This window comes from Kineococcus glutinatus (assembly GCF_039542765.1).
In the GTDB taxonomy this organism is placed as follows: domain Bacteria; phylum Actinomycetota; class Actinomycetes; order Actinomycetales; family Kineococcaceae; genus Kineococcus_A; species Kineococcus_A glutinatus.
In genome coordinates this window covers 1-13129 of the sequence record NZ_BAABIL010000118.1, presented here as the reverse complement: position 1 = coordinate 13129, position 13129 = coordinate 1, and the positions used below count along the sequence as shown (strand labels likewise).

The 13129-nt window shown below is 72.4% G+C and carries 14 protein-coding genes, 1 tRNA gene and 2 pseudogenes; 7 read left to right on the top strand and 10 right to left on the bottom strand.

The genetic code is table 11. From position 1 onward, the window contains the following. From ABEB16_RS05330 to ABEB16_RS05305, 6 genes and pseudogenes are all read left to right on the top strand, one after another. On the top strand, positions 1 to 847 hold an 847-nt coding region (locus ABEB16_RS05330; protein WP_345711229.1), incomplete at its 5' end, for an N-acetylglucosamine-6-phosphate deacetylase. A gap of 69 nt (positions 848 to 916) precedes the next feature. Continuing rightward, positions 917 to 990 (top strand) — tRNA-Thr (locus ABEB16_RS05325). A gap of 237 nt (positions 991 to 1227) precedes the next feature. Beyond that, positions 1228 to 1818, top strand: a complete 591-nt coding sequence (locus tag ABEB16_RS05320; protein WP_345711230.1) for a YdcF family protein — start codon at positions 1228 to 1230, stop codon at positions 1816 to 1818. Positions 1819 to 2904: 1086 nt separating this feature from the next. Then, positions 2905 to 3867, top strand: a complete 963-nt coding sequence (locus tag ABEB16_RS05315) for a cold-shock protein (protein ID WP_345711228.1) — start codon at positions 2905 to 2907, stop codon at positions 3865 to 3867. Between the two features lie 117 nt (positions 3868 to 3984). Beyond that, on the top strand, positions 3985 to 4176 hold the full coding sequence (locus tag ABEB16_RS05310; protein ID WP_345711227.1) for a hypothetical protein: 192 nt from the start codon (positions 3985 to 3987) through the stop codon (positions 4174 to 4176). Positions 4177 to 4563: 387 nt separating this feature from the next. Beyond that, positions 4564 to 5742: pseudogene (locus ABEB16_RS05305) on the top strand (IS3 family transposase). Between the two features lie 343 nt (positions 5743 to 6085). Here ABEB16_RS05305 and ABEB16_RS05300 read toward each other — a convergent pair. The 3 genes from ABEB16_RS05300 to ABEB16_RS05290 all read right to left on the bottom strand — a co-directional run bounded on the left by ABEB16_RS05300 (position 6086) and on the right by ABEB16_RS05290 (position 7603). Next, the gene (locus ABEB16_RS05300) at positions 6086 to 6433 is read right to left on the bottom strand and encodes a HepT-like ribonuclease domain-containing protein (RefSeq protein WP_345711226.1); all 348 of its coding nucleotides are present in this window, start codon (positions 6431 to 6433) and stop codon (positions 6086 to 6088) included. Then, positions 6430 to 6951 carry a helix-turn-helix domain-containing protein gene (locus ABEB16_RS05295; RefSeq protein ID WP_345711225.1) on the bottom strand — a complete coding sequence of 174 codons (522 nt, stop codon included), beginning with the start codon at positions 6949 to 6951 and terminating at the stop codon, positions 6430 to 6432. Before ABEB16_RS05295 ends, ABEB16_RS05300 begins: the two co-directional genes overlap by 4 nt. 259 nt (positions 6952 to 7210) lie before the next feature. Next, on the bottom strand, positions 7211 to 7603 hold the full coding sequence (locus tag ABEB16_RS05290) for a MerR family transcriptional regulator (RefSeq protein ID WP_345711224.1): 393 nt from the start codon (positions 7601 to 7603) through the stop codon (positions 7211 to 7213). A gap of 66 nt (positions 7604 to 7669) precedes the next feature. Here ABEB16_RS05290 and ABEB16_RS05285 point away from each other — a divergent pair, with 66 nt between their 5' ends. Next, positions 7670 to 8359 carry an SDR family oxidoreductase gene (locus tag ABEB16_RS05285; protein ID WP_345711223.1) on the top strand — a complete coding sequence of 230 codons (690 nt, stop codon included), beginning with the start codon at positions 7670 to 7672 and terminating at the stop codon, positions 8357 to 8359. On the opposite strand, the gene ABEB16_RS05280 is transcribed toward ABEB16_RS05285, so the two are convergent. The 7 genes and pseudogenes from ABEB16_RS05280 to ABEB16_RS05250 form a co-directional block, all read right to left on the bottom strand. After that, on the bottom strand, positions 8349 to 8732 hold the full coding sequence (locus ABEB16_RS05280) for a VOC family protein (RefSeq protein ID WP_345711222.1): 384 nt from the start codon (positions 8730 to 8732) through the stop codon (positions 8349 to 8351). The two genes, ABEB16_RS05285 and ABEB16_RS05280, sit on opposite strands and share 11 nt — an antisense overlap. A gap of 70 nt (positions 8733 to 8802) precedes the next feature. Further along, a complete protein-coding gene (locus ABEB16_RS05275) occupies positions 8803 to 10074 on the bottom strand; it encodes a PP2C family protein-serine/threonine phosphatase (RefSeq protein WP_345711221.1) in 1272 nt (423 codons plus the stop codon). A gap of 71 nt (positions 10075 to 10145) precedes the next feature. After that, complete coding sequence (locus ABEB16_RS05270) at positions 10146 to 10583, bottom strand: VOC family protein (RefSeq protein WP_345711220.1); 438 nt, start codon at positions 10581 to 10583, stop codon at positions 10146 to 10148. 69 nt (positions 10584 to 10652) lie between these two features. Then, positions 10653 to 11417: a hypothetical protein gene (locus ABEB16_RS05265; protein WP_345711219.1), complete on the bottom strand. Its 765-nt coding sequence runs from the start codon at positions 11415 to 11417 to the stop codon at positions 10653 to 10655. Positions 11418 to 11545: 128 nt separating this feature from the next. After that, on the bottom strand, positions 11546 to 12145 hold the full coding sequence (locus ABEB16_RS05260; protein ID WP_345711218.1) for a dihydrofolate reductase family protein: 600 nt from the start codon (positions 12143 to 12145) through the stop codon (positions 11546 to 11548). A gap of 97 nt (positions 12146 to 12242) precedes the next feature. Further along, positions 12243 to 12578, bottom strand: coding sequence for a hypothetical protein (locus ABEB16_RS05255; RefSeq protein WP_345711217.1), 336 nt, complete (start codon positions 12576 to 12578; stop codon positions 12243 to 12245). 9 nt (positions 12579 to 12587) lie between these two features. Then, a pseudogene (locus ABEB16_RS05250) lies at positions 12588 to 13129 on the bottom strand (ABC transporter permease); the annotation flags it as partial.

Here is a 13129-nt window from a genome sequence, read left to right as displayed (position 1 = left end):
GTCCGTCGTGGCGCTGGCCGACCTCGTCGCCGACGGCCTGCTCGCCGGGGTGCACCTGGAGGGGCCGTGGCTGAACCCGCTGCGCCGCGGCGCGCACGATCCCGCCCTGCTGCGCGACCCCGAGCCCGGCGACGTCGACGCGCTGCTCGGCGCCCGCCCCGGTGCCGTCGCGGTCGTCACCCTCGCCCCGGAGCTCACCGGCGGCCTGGACGCGGTGCGGCGGATCACCGGCGCCGGGGCGGTGGCCGCCTTCGGGCACTCCGACGCCGACGCCGCCTGCACCGCCCGCGCCGTCGACGCCGGGGTCCGGCTGGCCACCCACCTGTTCAACGCCATGCCGCCGCTGCACCACCGCGCCCCCGGCCCCGTGCCCGTGCTGCTGGGGGACCCGCGGGTCGCGGTGGAGCTGATCGCCGACGGCGTACACCTGCACCCGGTGACCCTCGCGCACGCCGCCGGCGCGGCCGGGCCCGGGCGCACCGTGCTCGTCACCGACGCCATGGCCGCCGCGGGGGTGGGCGACGGCCGCTACCGGCTCGGCAGGCTCGACGTGGAGGTCCGCGACGGGCGCGCCGTGCTCGCCGGGCCCGGCCCGGGTGCCGGTGCCATCGCCGGCAGCACCGCCACCACCGGGGCGCTGCTGCGGCACGCCGTCCACGGGGCGGGGCTCGACCTCGCCACCGCGCTGGCGGCGCTCACCGCCGCACCGGCCGCCGTGCTGGGCCGGCACGACATCGGGCACCTGGAGCCCGGGGCGCAGGCCGACGTCGTCGTGCTCGACGCCGGGCTGCGGGTGCGGGACGTGGTGGCACGGGGGGAGCGGGTGGCGCCCGTGGCGGCGGGCTGACGGCGGCGGTCGGGTCCGCGGCGGCGCGCGGGGTCTTGTATGCTCGACGCCGTGCCGTCCGCGGCACGTGCCGCCTTAGCTCAGTCGGCCAGAGCGACGCACTCGTAATGCGTAGGTCCGGGGTTCGATTCCCCGAGGCGGCTCAGCACAGCCCCGCAGGTCACCGGCCTGCGGGGCTTTGTGCTGTGGTGGCCGGGGACAGCCAGCCTGCGGGCTATGTGCGACACGCCGCTGGATGGGGACCCTGGCGCGGCGTGTCGAGCAGTGGGTGCAGGGAGAGTGTCCGCAACCGGCTGCGTGGAGGTGCCGCAGTGACCACCACGACCGCCCTGCCGACCGCCATCCGCGCCGACGTCGAGACGCTGTGGGACTACCACGACATGCACCACCCGGCCATGACCACCGACATCGGCATCGGCCTGGGCAGCCACGACCTCGGCGTGGCCACCTGCGCAGCGCAGCTCCTCGCCGCCGGCCGCTTCCCGTGCATCGTCCTCACCGGCGCCAACGCGCCTTCGACCATCGAGCGCTTCCCCCGCGGAGAGGCCGTGCACTACCGCGAGCACGCCCTGTCCCTCGGCGTGCCCGACACAGCGATCCTCGTCGAGCCCCGGGCCCGCAACACCGGGGAGAACATCACCCTCACCCGCGAGCTGCTGGCCGAGCGGGGCATCGAGGTGGCGTCGGTGACGCTGATGTCGCGGCCGTACCAGCAGCGCCGCGCCTACGCGACGTGCCGCAAGCTCTGGCCCGAGGTCGACGTCTGGTGCGCCTCCCTGCCCCTGGCGCTGGACGAGTACGTCGCCAGCATCGGCGATGCCGACCGCGTGGTGAACATGCTCGTCGGCGATCCCCAGCGCATCGACGTCTACGCCGCTAAAGGCTTCGCCATCCCCCAGGACATTCCCGGTAAGGTCCGCGTCGCCTTCCAGCGCCTCGTAGACGCCGGGTATACCACCCGACTTGTCTGACGAGCCTGGCTCAGGACTCCCGGTCCAGCGCCCGCAACCCCGCCTCCACCACGTCCAACGGCGTGATCATACCGACAAGGCAGCCGTCTTCGCTGAGCTAGACGACCTTCCTCTTCTTCGCCGATTGCACGGACTGCGCCATCACCACGCTCGACGATGATGAATCCGTGGGTCGGCTCATCACTTAACTCACGCTACCACTGTAGTGCCAACCCCAGAGGGCGAGCCTGCGCATAAGTGTCCCGAGGAACGTTTGATCGACTATGCGTGTTTCCTCTCTATAGACGACCTTCGATGCTATGGCACTGTTAGCGCCGCCATGAGTTGGCCGACTCCATGCTGACAATTCTGCCATCACGCAGCGGTACACATATTTATGAGCAACCTTCGCCGCACAGGCATGCTGGCCTTACCTCAGTGCATCGCTCGTTGTGCCACGACATGTTGGAGCCTGCGATGCCTTAGTGTTCAGCTGTAGTGCTGATTCGGCTGTGGTTCTCCCGAGGGGCTTGAATCACATGTTTCACTATTGGGCGACCGCAGCATGAGTGCACTTGCAGGCGTGTCGCGCGAAAATTTGAAGAAGTACCCGGCAAACTCTTGAGGCCGCGAGATTGTCAACTTGTATACGCCGTCACCCATCGACTCGATGCTCACTAACTTCGCGTCACGTAGGGCGCTTGGCCCTACAGGAGAAGTGAATATGCGGCTTGGCTCAGTCCGCTGTGCCTCCATAATTGCATGGGCAATGCGTTCAGCGGCTACGTTGAGCAGTACCTCAAGGCTTCCTCTAGAATCCAGCTCATACGCAGACCAAAGCGTGACGTCGTCAATGAGGTTTTGTCAGTAGCTGCCGACCGCTACTGACAAAGGCTCACTGTGCCCGTGACGCGTGGTCCCGGACGAGGTGCGCGCGCGGGCCGGCGCGGACGAGGCGGCGTCCGGGTCGTTCGCGACCGCCACGCGCCTCCTGGCGCCTGCGACGCCCTGACCGTGGGCTGACCCGTGGCCGGTCCTGGTGGTCCCGGGCACGACGCCGTCAGCGAGACTGAGAGCACTGCCCGCTCTTCCGACCTGGAGCTTCCCATGCCGCACGCGACCGTCCGCTGGTTTGACGCTGAACGGGGGTTCGGCTTCCTCGCGCCCGAGGACGGCTCACCGGACGTGTTCGTGCACGCCTCCGCGATCGTCGAGGACGGAGGGCCGAAGGTGCTCCGCGAGGGCCAGGCCGTCGAGTTCGAGGCCGGCGAGAACGACCGCGGTCCCCAGGCGCTGCGCGTCCGCGTCACCTCCGAGGCGACCGCCGGCGGCGCCGTGGGCCTGCTCGGCACGGTCAACTGGTACGAGCCGACCAAGGGGTACGGGTTCGCCTCGCCGGACGGCGGAGGCCCCGACATCTTCGTGCACAGCTCTGCCATCGTCACGGGCGGCGTGGTCACCGAGGGGCACCGGGTGGCCTTCGTCGTCGTCGAAGGCGAGCGCGGCCCGCAGGCGGCGCACGTGGTCCCGCTGGGGCCGGGGGCCGGCCTGCCCGTCGGGGCCGGCGGTGCCGACGGGGCGGACGGCACCGTCTCCTGGTACGACGAGGACAAGGGCTTCGGCTTCATCGCCCCCGACTCCGGCGCCGGGGACGTCTTCGTCCACGCCCGATCCCTGGCCGAGGGGCTCACCTGGTTGACCGAGGGCGACCGTGTGGCGTACGCGGTGGTCAGCGGCGACAAGGGCCCGCAGGCCCGCGACGTGCAGCTCGTCCGAGGGGCCGAGCCCGCACCGCCACCGCGACAGCCGGCACCGGCCGGGCCGGCACGCACCGGGAGGAGGGAGCCGGGGTCACGGGGCGTGCCTGCACGCGCCGGTGAGGGCGTCGTTGCACGTTACGACGGCGACCGCGGGTTCGGGTTCATCACCCCGGACGCCGGAGGTGACGACCTGTTCGTCCACGTGTCCGTGGTCGCAGGGTCGGAATCGCTGCAGCGGGGCGACCGAGTCCGGTACACAGTGCGTCAGAGCGACCGGGGCCCTCAAGCCGATCGCGTGGAGCGCCTCTGAGGCTTCCTACATCACTCGCGAGGAACTGCGCCCTGGTCATGGTGACAAGGTCGTCGCGCACGCTGGGCGCGTTAGCGCCGCGCGGTCCTGTCGGACCGGCCCGCCATGGTGCGCACTGTGTTCGACGCCGCGCTGCTCACCGCTCACCGGCTGACCAACTCGCTCGGCGGTCGGGTGTCAGCGGAATGGACGGACGCCCCGGAGTCCGGCGAGGTCGTCGTGCGGCTGGTCTGGTCGGACTCGGGTCTGGTGGAGGTTTACGGCTTCGCTGACGCATGGACGACGAACGCCGTGCGCGTTGACGTGTAGGGCCTCGCGAGGGGCGAGTGGTTCCCGGCGCACGAGGTGCGGAGGGCGTGACAGAGCCTCGTCCCGCGGGATCGGCCGACGCGGAGGCCTACTCAGGTGCCCGGGTGGGACCGGGCCAGCTCCACCTGTCGGGCGCGCGCCTGCTTGAGCACACTGGGCCTTTGTCAGTAGCGACAGGTCGCTACTGACAAAGGCTCACTGCACGCTCGCTTACTCAACAGTCGTGCCCGATCGCTCCAGTCGCAGGATGCGCCCATCGAGAAGGCCGACGGCGAGTCGGCCGTCGCCAGAGGCACTGACGGAAAGCGGAATCACGGGCGGGTCTGCTGCATGATCAGGTGACACCGACGCTGGCTTGCCCATCAGGCAGCCTGGGAGGATGTCGCTGTGCCCAAGCCCTACCCCCGCGAGTACCGCGACGACGTCGTGCGCGTCGCCCGGGACCGTGAGCCCGGCGTGACGCTGGAGCAGATCGCCGCCGACTTCGGTATTCACGTGATGACGCTGTCGAAGTGGATGCGTCAGGCCGACGTCGATGAGGGCGCCAAGCCCGGCGTCAGCACGAGTGAGAGTACTGAGCTGCGCCAGGCCCGTGCTCGCATCAGGCTCTTGGAGCAGGAGAACGAAGTGCTGCGCCGGGCGGCTGCCTACCTCTCCCAGGCGAACCTGCCGGGAAAAGGATCTTCCCGCTCGTGAGGGAGCTGGCCGCCGAGGGCATTGCGGTGGCCATCACGTGCCGGGTGCTGAAGATCGCTCGACAGCACTACTACCGCTGGCTGGCCCAGCCCGTCACCCCGGCTGAGCTGGAGGAGGCCTACCGCGCCGACGCCCTGCATGACGCTCACCGGGAGGACCCGGGAGTTCGGCTACCGCTACCTGCACGAGGAGGCCGCTGAGGCCGGGCAGGTGATGGCGGCGCGGACGGCGTGGCGGATCTGCGCGGACAACGGCTGGTGGAGCGCGTTCGCCAAGCAGCGCAGCAAGAGCGGTAAGCGACCCGGACCGCCCGTCCATGACGACCTCGTTGAGCGGAACTTCACCGCTGAGCAGCCGAACCGGCTCTGGCTGACCGACATTACCGAGCACACAACGGGCGAAGGCAAGCTCTACCTCTGCGCCATCAAGGACGCGTTCTCCCGCCGGGTCGTGGGCTACTCCATCGACTCCCGGATGAAGTCACGCCTGGCGGTCACCGCGCTGTCGAACGCCGTCGCCCGCCGTCGCGCCGAGGGCCTGGACGTGGCCGGCTGCGTGGTCCACAGCGACCGCGGCTCGCAATTTCGATCAAGGAAATACGTCCACGCCCTCGGCCGCTACCGGCTCACCGGGTCGATGGGCCGCGTCGGCGCCGCGGGCGACAACGCAGCCATGGAGAGCTTCTTCGCGCTACTGCAGAACAACGTCCTGGACCGCCAGTCGTGGACCACCCGCGAGGAGCTACGCATCGCGATCGTCACCTGGACCGAGCGGACCTACCACCGGCGCCGCCGACAGGCGGGCCTGGGGCGATTGACCCCTATCGAGTACGAGACCATCATGACGCCACCGGCCAGTCAGGCCGCGTGATCTGATCTGTCACCTGATCATGCAGCAGACCCAAGCTGCTTCGGGCGGTCATGATTCGCATCAACTGCACATGCCGCGAATGGCAAGCGGTCATACTGGCATGAGGTGCGTTCTTGATCTGCAGGGCACGCCCTCCCGGGCGAACCAATGGCGTGCCCCCTAGGGGCCCCGGTGCCGCCGTGCCTGTCCCCAGCAGCCCCCATCAACCGACTGCCGGATAAGCACGACGGCACCGTCTGGACCGCCCTCCGCACCCGGGAACCGGCTCGTCATGCGTAGGTCCAAGGTTCGCCTCCCCGAGGCGGCTCCACCGACCCCGCAGGTCACCGACCTGCGGGGCTTCTCATGTGTTCGCTCGGTCCTCGTCGAGGCGCTGCAGGAGGTGCTCGACGGCCCGGCGGAGCTGGGGCAGATCGTGGGTCACGGTGCTGGCAACGATGGCGTGGGTCGTGTCGAAGTAGCGGTGGGCGAGGTGGTCGCGCAGTCGGGCGATCTCCCGCCACGGCAAGTGCGGCTCGTGGGTGAGCAGGTCCGCGGGAAGGTGCTTGACCGCCTCGCCGACCTCGATCAGGCGGATGCGGATCGCGTCGAAGATGAGCCCGTCGGAGACGTCGCCGCGGGCGGTGTGGCTGTCGATGGCGTCCAGTGCGGCGATGATGTCCAGCAGGCGTTGTTGTTCGCGTCGACTCACAGCGTCACCGCGTCGGCGTCGACGCTGGCGCGCACGTCCGGCTTGAGGCCGTCGGCCGGGACCACGTCGACCGAGACGCCGAGCAGGTCCTCCAGTTCCTGCCGCAGCCGGGCGAGCGTGAACAGGCCGGCGCCCTCGGGCAGGTCGAGCAGGACGTCGACGTCGCTGCCGGGCCGCTCGTCCCCGCGCGCGACGCTGCCGAAGATCCGCACGTTGCTCGCCCCCTGCGCCGCGGCGATCTTTTTGATGTGATGGCGGTGGCGCTGCACCCGGCGGCCCAGGCGGCCGGACAGGGGCGGGGAGTTCGGGGGAGCGGGGACCAGGTCGGCGTCCACGGCATGTCCGGTCGCGGCGATCAGGGCGAGCAGGACCGGCAGCGACGGCTGCCGCTGTCCCGACTCGTAGGCGCTGACGACGCTCTGGGCGACCCCGGCACGCCGACCGACCTCGGCCTGCGTCATGCCGGCGCGCTGGCGGGCATCGCACAGGAGAGCCGCTGCCGAGTCGATGACCGCCATGATCGCAATATAGCGGATCGTCGATACCGCTGCCCCGTGGAGCGAGGAGACCGCGGAAGGAGCCGGCGCCCCCGGTGCCACCGAGCCGGCGGACGGTCTCCCACGGGCTGACCGCGATGAGGTGGGCGCAGACGTCCGTCGTCATCGCCACGGTGGCGTACCCCATCCGAGCCGAGGATCGGGATGACTGCGCCGAGGGTCGTCATGAGCGCCACGGCGCGGCCGGAGCGAGGGGTGCGAGGTGCTGCCGCTGCACCGCTCATGAAGCGTTCGCGCAGCCGCTGCGGCCCGCGCGACGCCCCCGACCCGCACGGTGCGCCTGCCCCAGCCGGATGACCTCGTCGAGCTTGTCGCGCGTCGCGGTCAGCTCGTCCAGCTGGGCCTGCACCCGCGCGCGCTCGGTCAGCAGCCGCTGGTGCATCTCGTCGGTGAGGACGCCGTGCTCCATGCACGGCAGGATGCGCAGGACGGCCTTGCTGCCGAGCCCGGCGGCGTAGAGGTTCTGGATGAACCTGACCCGCTCGACCGCCTCGGGCGGGTAGCGGCGCTGCCCGCTGGCGCTGCGCTCGGCGACCAGCAGTCCCTGCTCCTCGTAGTAGCGCAGCGCCCGCACGCTGACGCCCGCCAGTGCGGCGACCTGACCGATGCGCACCCGTTCCTCCGACCGCTCGATCCGGACTTGCCCCTCACGTCGACGTGAGGTCTTAGCGTGCCGCACATGACCACCGCACTCATCACCGGGGCCAACCGCGGCCTCGGCCGCCACTTCGCCGCCGAACTGCTCGCACGGGGGGCGACGGTCTACGCCGGCGCCCGCGAGCCCGCGAGCATCGATCTGCCCGGTGCCCGGCCGATCGCCCTGGACGTCACCGACCCCGACGCCGTCGCCGCGGCCGCAGCCCTGGCCGGTGATGTCGACCTCCTGGTCAACAACGCCGGGATCTCCACCGGCGCGCAGCTGCTCGGCGACCTGGAGGGCGTGCGCGCCGAGATGGACGTCAACTTCTGGGGCACGCTGTCGATGGTCCGCGCCTTCGCCCCCGTCCTGGCGGCCAACGGTGGCGGGAAGGTCGTCAACGTCGCCTCCGCGCTGTCCTGGTTCGCCGCACCGGGCGCTGGTGCGTACGCGGTGTCCAAGGCCGCGAACTGGAACATGAGCAACGCCCTGCGCCTGGAGCTGGCCGGGCAGGGCACGCAGGTCACCTCCGTGCACCTGGGCCTGGCGGACACGGACATGGCCACAGCGATCCAGGGGCCGAAGACCGACCCGGCCGTGGTCGCCCGCCTGACGCTGGACGCCGTCGAGGCCGGTGACCTCGAGGTCGTCGTCGACGACTGGAGCGCGATGGTCAAGGCCTCGCTGGCCGAGGACCCGCGGACGTTCTACGACCGCTTCCTCACCCTCTGACGCCCGCACCACCGTCCTCCTCGATGAGGACCACGGTGTTGCCGTGCGGGTCGCCGACGGTGAACATCGGCGGCGCGTAGTCGGTGTGCAGGACGTCCTGGTGCGGCGCGGCCCCGGCGGCGGTCAGCGCCCGGTGTGCCCCCTCGGCGTCGCCGGTGCCGTAGCGCACGCCGATCGGCAACCCGCTGGCCTTCGTCAGCAGGGCGATGCCGATCGGGCAGCCGGGGGGCGCGACCTCCAGCCAGCGGGCGCCGGGCCAGACCTCGACGTCGGCGCGCACCTCGCACCCCAGGACGTCGCGGTAGAAGGCGAGCGCCTCGTCCTGGTCGGTGACCTCGACGGAGACGCTCGTGACACGGGTGACGATGCTCATACCGCTCAGACCCGGGGGAGCCCGCTGGTTCATCGGCCCGGTCGGGGGTTCCGGTGTCGACGCCCCGTGCTCAGCGGCGCGGGACGCCGTGGGGGGTGGGGGAGAAGTCCTGGGGAGCGACGTCGTTGCGCGTGGAGGTGATGAAGGCCCGCTCCTCGGTGCTCGCCCACTCGGCGATGAGCAGGGTCGCGTCGTCCTGCAGGACGCCGCCCTGGCTGTCGAGGACGTCGTGGCTGATGCGGCGCAGGGTCTCGGGCGCGTTCAGCCCCGCCGCCGCGGCCTTCTCGAGGTGCTCCACGAGGCGCTCCACCCCGAAGAACTCCCCGTCGCCGTCCCGGGCCTCGGTGATCCCGTCGGTGTAGAGGACGATCCAGTCCCCCGGCTGCAGCCACTCCTCGGCCTGGGCGACCTGCCCGTCACCCAGGCCGAGGAGGATGCGGTGCCCGCCCTCGAGCTCCTTGACGACCTTGCCGTCCCGCACCAGCAGGGGGGCGGGGTGCCCGGCGTTGAGGTAGCGCAACCGGCCGGTGGACAGCTCCAGCTCGGCGAGGACACCGGTGGCGAAACGCTCACCCCCGCCGTGGTCGGCGATCAGCTCGTCCACGGCGCGGATGCAGTCGTGCAGGCCGTGCCCGTTGCGGCGGCTGTTGCGGTACGCGGCGATCGCCAGGGCCGCCAGGATCGTGCCGTCCAGGTCGTGGCCGGTGGCGTCGAGGATGGCCAGGTGGGCGGTGTCGTCGACGACGCTGTAGTCGAAGGCGTCGGCGGCCACGTCGTAGGCCGGCTGCAGCAGGCAGGAGACGACCAGCCCCTCGCAGGCGAAGGACAGCGGCGGCAGGATCTCGTGCAGCAGCTCGGAGGCCACCGTGCGCGGGCGCTGGCGCCGTATCCCGTCCAGCGCGTCGCCGTAGGGGCTCTTGGCCGCGATCAGGTGTCCGGTGAGGTGGCTGAGCAGCCGGCCGCGCTCCTCGAAGAGGGGGTCGTCGAGGTCGGCGCCCTCGGGGACGAGGACCTCCAGGACGCCGAGGCGGTCCGCGCCGTCGAACATCGGCAGCCACACCCGGGACGCGCCGGTCGGGGAGACCACCGAGCGCATGCTGCGGAAGCAGCGCCCGGCCACGGTGGTGGCGATGGCCTGCGGCCGCCGCTCCGGGACACCCTCCGCAGGCGCGGGCAGCAGCAGGCGCTGCTCGTGGTCGACGAGGTAGACGACCGCCGTCCAGCCCAGCGTCCGGGCCGCGGCCAGGACCGCGTCGGGCAGCTGCCCGGTCGTGGCCAGGTGCGCGCGGTCCATCAGCGTGCGCACCATGACCAGCGTCCGCTCGGACTCGTCGGCCGTCATGACCCACCACGCTAACCGCGCCCGCGCGCACCGTCTCGACAGCTGCCGAGCGCGCGCAGGTCAGTCCGTGGTCAGCCCCGGTTCAGCTCCTGGGCGAGCATCACGATGATGCCGCTGGGTCCGCGCAGGTAGGTGAGCCTGTAGACGTCCTGGTAGGTGGCCACCCCCCGCAGCGGGTGGCAGCCGTGCCTGGCGGCGACCTCCAGTGCCTCGTCGATGTCGTCGACGGAGAAGGCGACGCGGTGCATGCCGATCTCGTTCGGCCGGGTGGGTTCCGTCTCGATCGGGTCGGGGGAGATGTGCTGGAAGAGCTCGAGGCGGCCGCCGCCGTCCGGGGTCTGCAGCATGGCGACGCGAGCGTGGTTGCCGTCGAGGCCGACGGCGGTGTCCGTCCACTCCCCGTTGACGGTGTCCCGGCCCAGCAGGGTCAGCCCGAGGTCGGTGAAGAAGGCGATGGCCGCGTCGAGGTCGCGGACGGCGATGCCGACGTTCTCGAGCCTGATGGGCACGCGGTGCACGCTACCGAGCCGTCGGACCTCGACCAAGGAGTTTGCCCACCCACCCCGCGGGCGCCGCCGCTACCGCAGGAGTTTCGCGGTCTGGCGGGACGCCTTGCGGATGCCGCCCCTCTCGTCCAGCCAGCCACCGGCGACGCCGACGACGGGCAGCTTGCCGACCGCGCGGGTGAGCAGGCTCCCGCGGGGGCGTTCGTCGAGCAGGCTCTGCACCTCGAAGAAGGCGCGAGCGAGCTGCCAGACGGTGCGGGCCGCCCGCTGGGCGCCGCGGCCGAGCGTCGCGGCGCGGCCGCCACCGCCCTGCTGCTCCCCGCCCTCGCCGTCGGCGTCGAGGCGGTGCTCGGTCTCCTCGGGCGCGGGGATCGCCGGGTCGGCGCGCTGCAGGTCGCGGTCGAACAGCACCTTCGCCAGCAGCGGCACCCAGTCCTCCGGTGCGGTGCGGCCGTGCTCGCGGGCGGTGGCGCAGACCGCCAGCCCGGCCGCGGAGGCACCCAGGGCGGCCTGCAGCGGCACCCGGTCGGCCAGGGCCCCGGCGAACCGCGGGGCGGCTGCGGCGAGCCCGGCGCTGATCCCGATCCGGGTCACCCACCAGTCGACGCGCTGGGAGACGGGCCGGCTGCGCCACGCCGGTGAGGCGGGGGTGACGTCGCCGAGGGCGCGGTCGCGCAGGGCGTCGAGGACGCGGGCGGGGAACGCGGCGGTGGGCGGCGGGTCGTCGTCGAGGTCCAGCCAGCGCTGGGGGTCGCCGAGGATGTGGTCCACCATCCCGGCGTAGAGGCCCAGGGCGCGGGCGATCTGCGCGTCGCTGACGGCGGGGCTCCTGCTCATGCCCGGTTCTCCTCCTGGTCGACGCACCACCCGACGCCGGTGCCCCCGATCGCGTGGGTGTCGGCGCACGAATGACACCACCCGGTGCGGGAACCGACCAGCCGAACCACCGCCGCGTCCGGGGGCGGCTACCGCACGACGCGGTAGCGCACGTGGGTGGCGTACGGCGAGCTGTGGACCTCCACCACCTCCAGGTCCACGTCCCGGTCGAACCCGTCGAACAGCCGCTTGCCCGCACCGAGCACCACGGGGGCCGTGGAGATGGCCAGCTCGTCGACCCTGCCCGCCGCGAGCGCCTGGCGGATGACGTCGGCGCCGCCGCCGACGGAGACGTCGCCGCCCCCGGCCGCCTCGGTCGCCCGCGCGAAGGCCTCGTCGAGGTCGGCGACGAACCGGAAACCCGTCTCGGCCGCCGGCTGGTCCGCCGTCCGGTGGGTGAGCACGAACAGGGGACCGGGGAAGGGGTTGGTCCCGCCCCACGCACCGGCCGCGTCGTACATGCCGCGGCCGACCACCCCGGCGGCGACCGTGGCGACGAGCCCGTCGTAGAACTCCCGGTCGGGTCCGTGCACCGCGAACCCGTGGCCGCCCTCGTAGGTCCACGGGCCGCCCATCACCCAGTGGTGCAGCCGTTCCCCTCCCCGGCCCAGGCCGCGCCCCGGCCCGTCGTCCGGGCCGGTGACGTAACCGTCCACCGAGGTGGTGATGGATGCGATGACCTTGCCCACGCTGCCTCCTCCGTCGATCCGCACGGGGACGGACCGCGCGGCAGCCCCCGACTCATCGCGGCCCGCGCCCTCGACCGCCGCGGCGCGCTGGTGCCCGCTACCCCGGGTGCGAGCCGCTGCCCCACAGCGGGTGGGCGCCGACCACGGCGACGATGACGGCGACGCCCGCGCCGAGGAGCAGGACCCCCGGCCACGCCGGCGCCCGCCGGGTGAGGAGCCGGCGCAGGAGCTGGACCACGCACAGCCCGCCGACGATCGCCGCCCAGACCAGCAGCGTCCAGCCGAGCAGCACCACGACGGTGAACACCGCCTCGGCGTTCTCGGTCGTGAACCCGATCGCGTCGGCGGCGCCCAGCGCGAGGGCGGCGGAACCGGCGAGGACCAGCGTGGTCACCGCTCCCGTCGTCAGCTCCTCGGACCGGGTCGCCGCCATGCGCCGAACCTAGCCGCGGGCCCCGGAGGCATCAACGGTCCTGGCCCTGGTGCGGCGCGCGGCTGCCACCGCCAGCAGCGCCAGGGCGGCGACGACCCAGCAGGCCAGGACCGTCAGCGGCCCGGAGGCGCCGGCGCCGTCGAAGTAGGCCGCCGAGCGCAGCAGCCGGCCGGTGGCGCCGGGCGGCAGGAGCTGGCCGAGCGCGCCCCAGCCGGCGGGCAGCAGCTCGGGGGCGGAGGCCAGCCCGGACAGCGGCATGCCCAGCAGCACCACGACCGCGGCCCCCAGTGCCAGGCCCGCCTCGCGGAACAGGGCGGCGAGCCCCAGCAGCGTCAGGCTGACGGCCGCCGACCCCAGCGCCACGACCCCGGCGACCTGCCACCCGTTGGTCGTGATCGCACCGAAGGGCTGGTGCAGCAGGGCGGAGACGGCGGCGCCGATGGCGGCCGCGGCGGCGACCGCGGTGCCCGCGGCGACCCACGGGCGGCGGCGGAAGACGCGGGCGAGCAGCACCGCCGGCAGCAGCCCGGCCAGGGTCAGCGGCAGGGCGG

Coding starts and splice junctions, on each gene's coding strand:
- ABEB16_RS05320 (WP_345711230.1), top strand. CDS start 1,228: ATGCACCACCCGGCCATGACCACCGACATCGGCATCGGCCTGGGCAGC.
- ABEB16_RS05315 (WP_345711228.1), top strand. CDS start 2,905: ATGCCGCACGCGACCGTCCGCTGGTTTGACGCTGAACGGGGGTTCGGC.
- ABEB16_RS05295 (WP_345711225.1), bottom strand. CDS start 6,951: ATGGCGGTCATCGACTCGGCAGCGGCTCTCCTGTGCGATGCCCGCCAG.
- ABEB16_RS05285 (WP_345711223.1), top strand. CDS start 7,670: ATGACCACCGCACTCATCACCGGGGCCAACCGCGGCCTCGGCCGCCAC.
- ABEB16_RS05280 (WP_345711222.1), bottom strand. CDS start 8,732: ATGAGCATCGTCACCCGTGTCACGAGCGTCTCCGTCGAGGTCACCGAC.
- ABEB16_RS05275 (WP_345711221.1), bottom strand. CDS start 10,074: ATGACGGCCGACGAGTCCGAGCGGACGCTGGTCATGGTGCGCACGCTG.
- ABEB16_RS05265 (WP_345711219.1), bottom strand. CDS start 11,417: ATGAGCAGGAGCCCCGCCGTCAGCGACGCGCAGATCGCCCGCGCCCTG.
- ABEB16_RS05255 (WP_345711217.1), bottom strand. CDS start 12,578: ATGGCGGCGACCCGGTCCGAGGAGCTGACGACGGGAGCGGTGACCACG.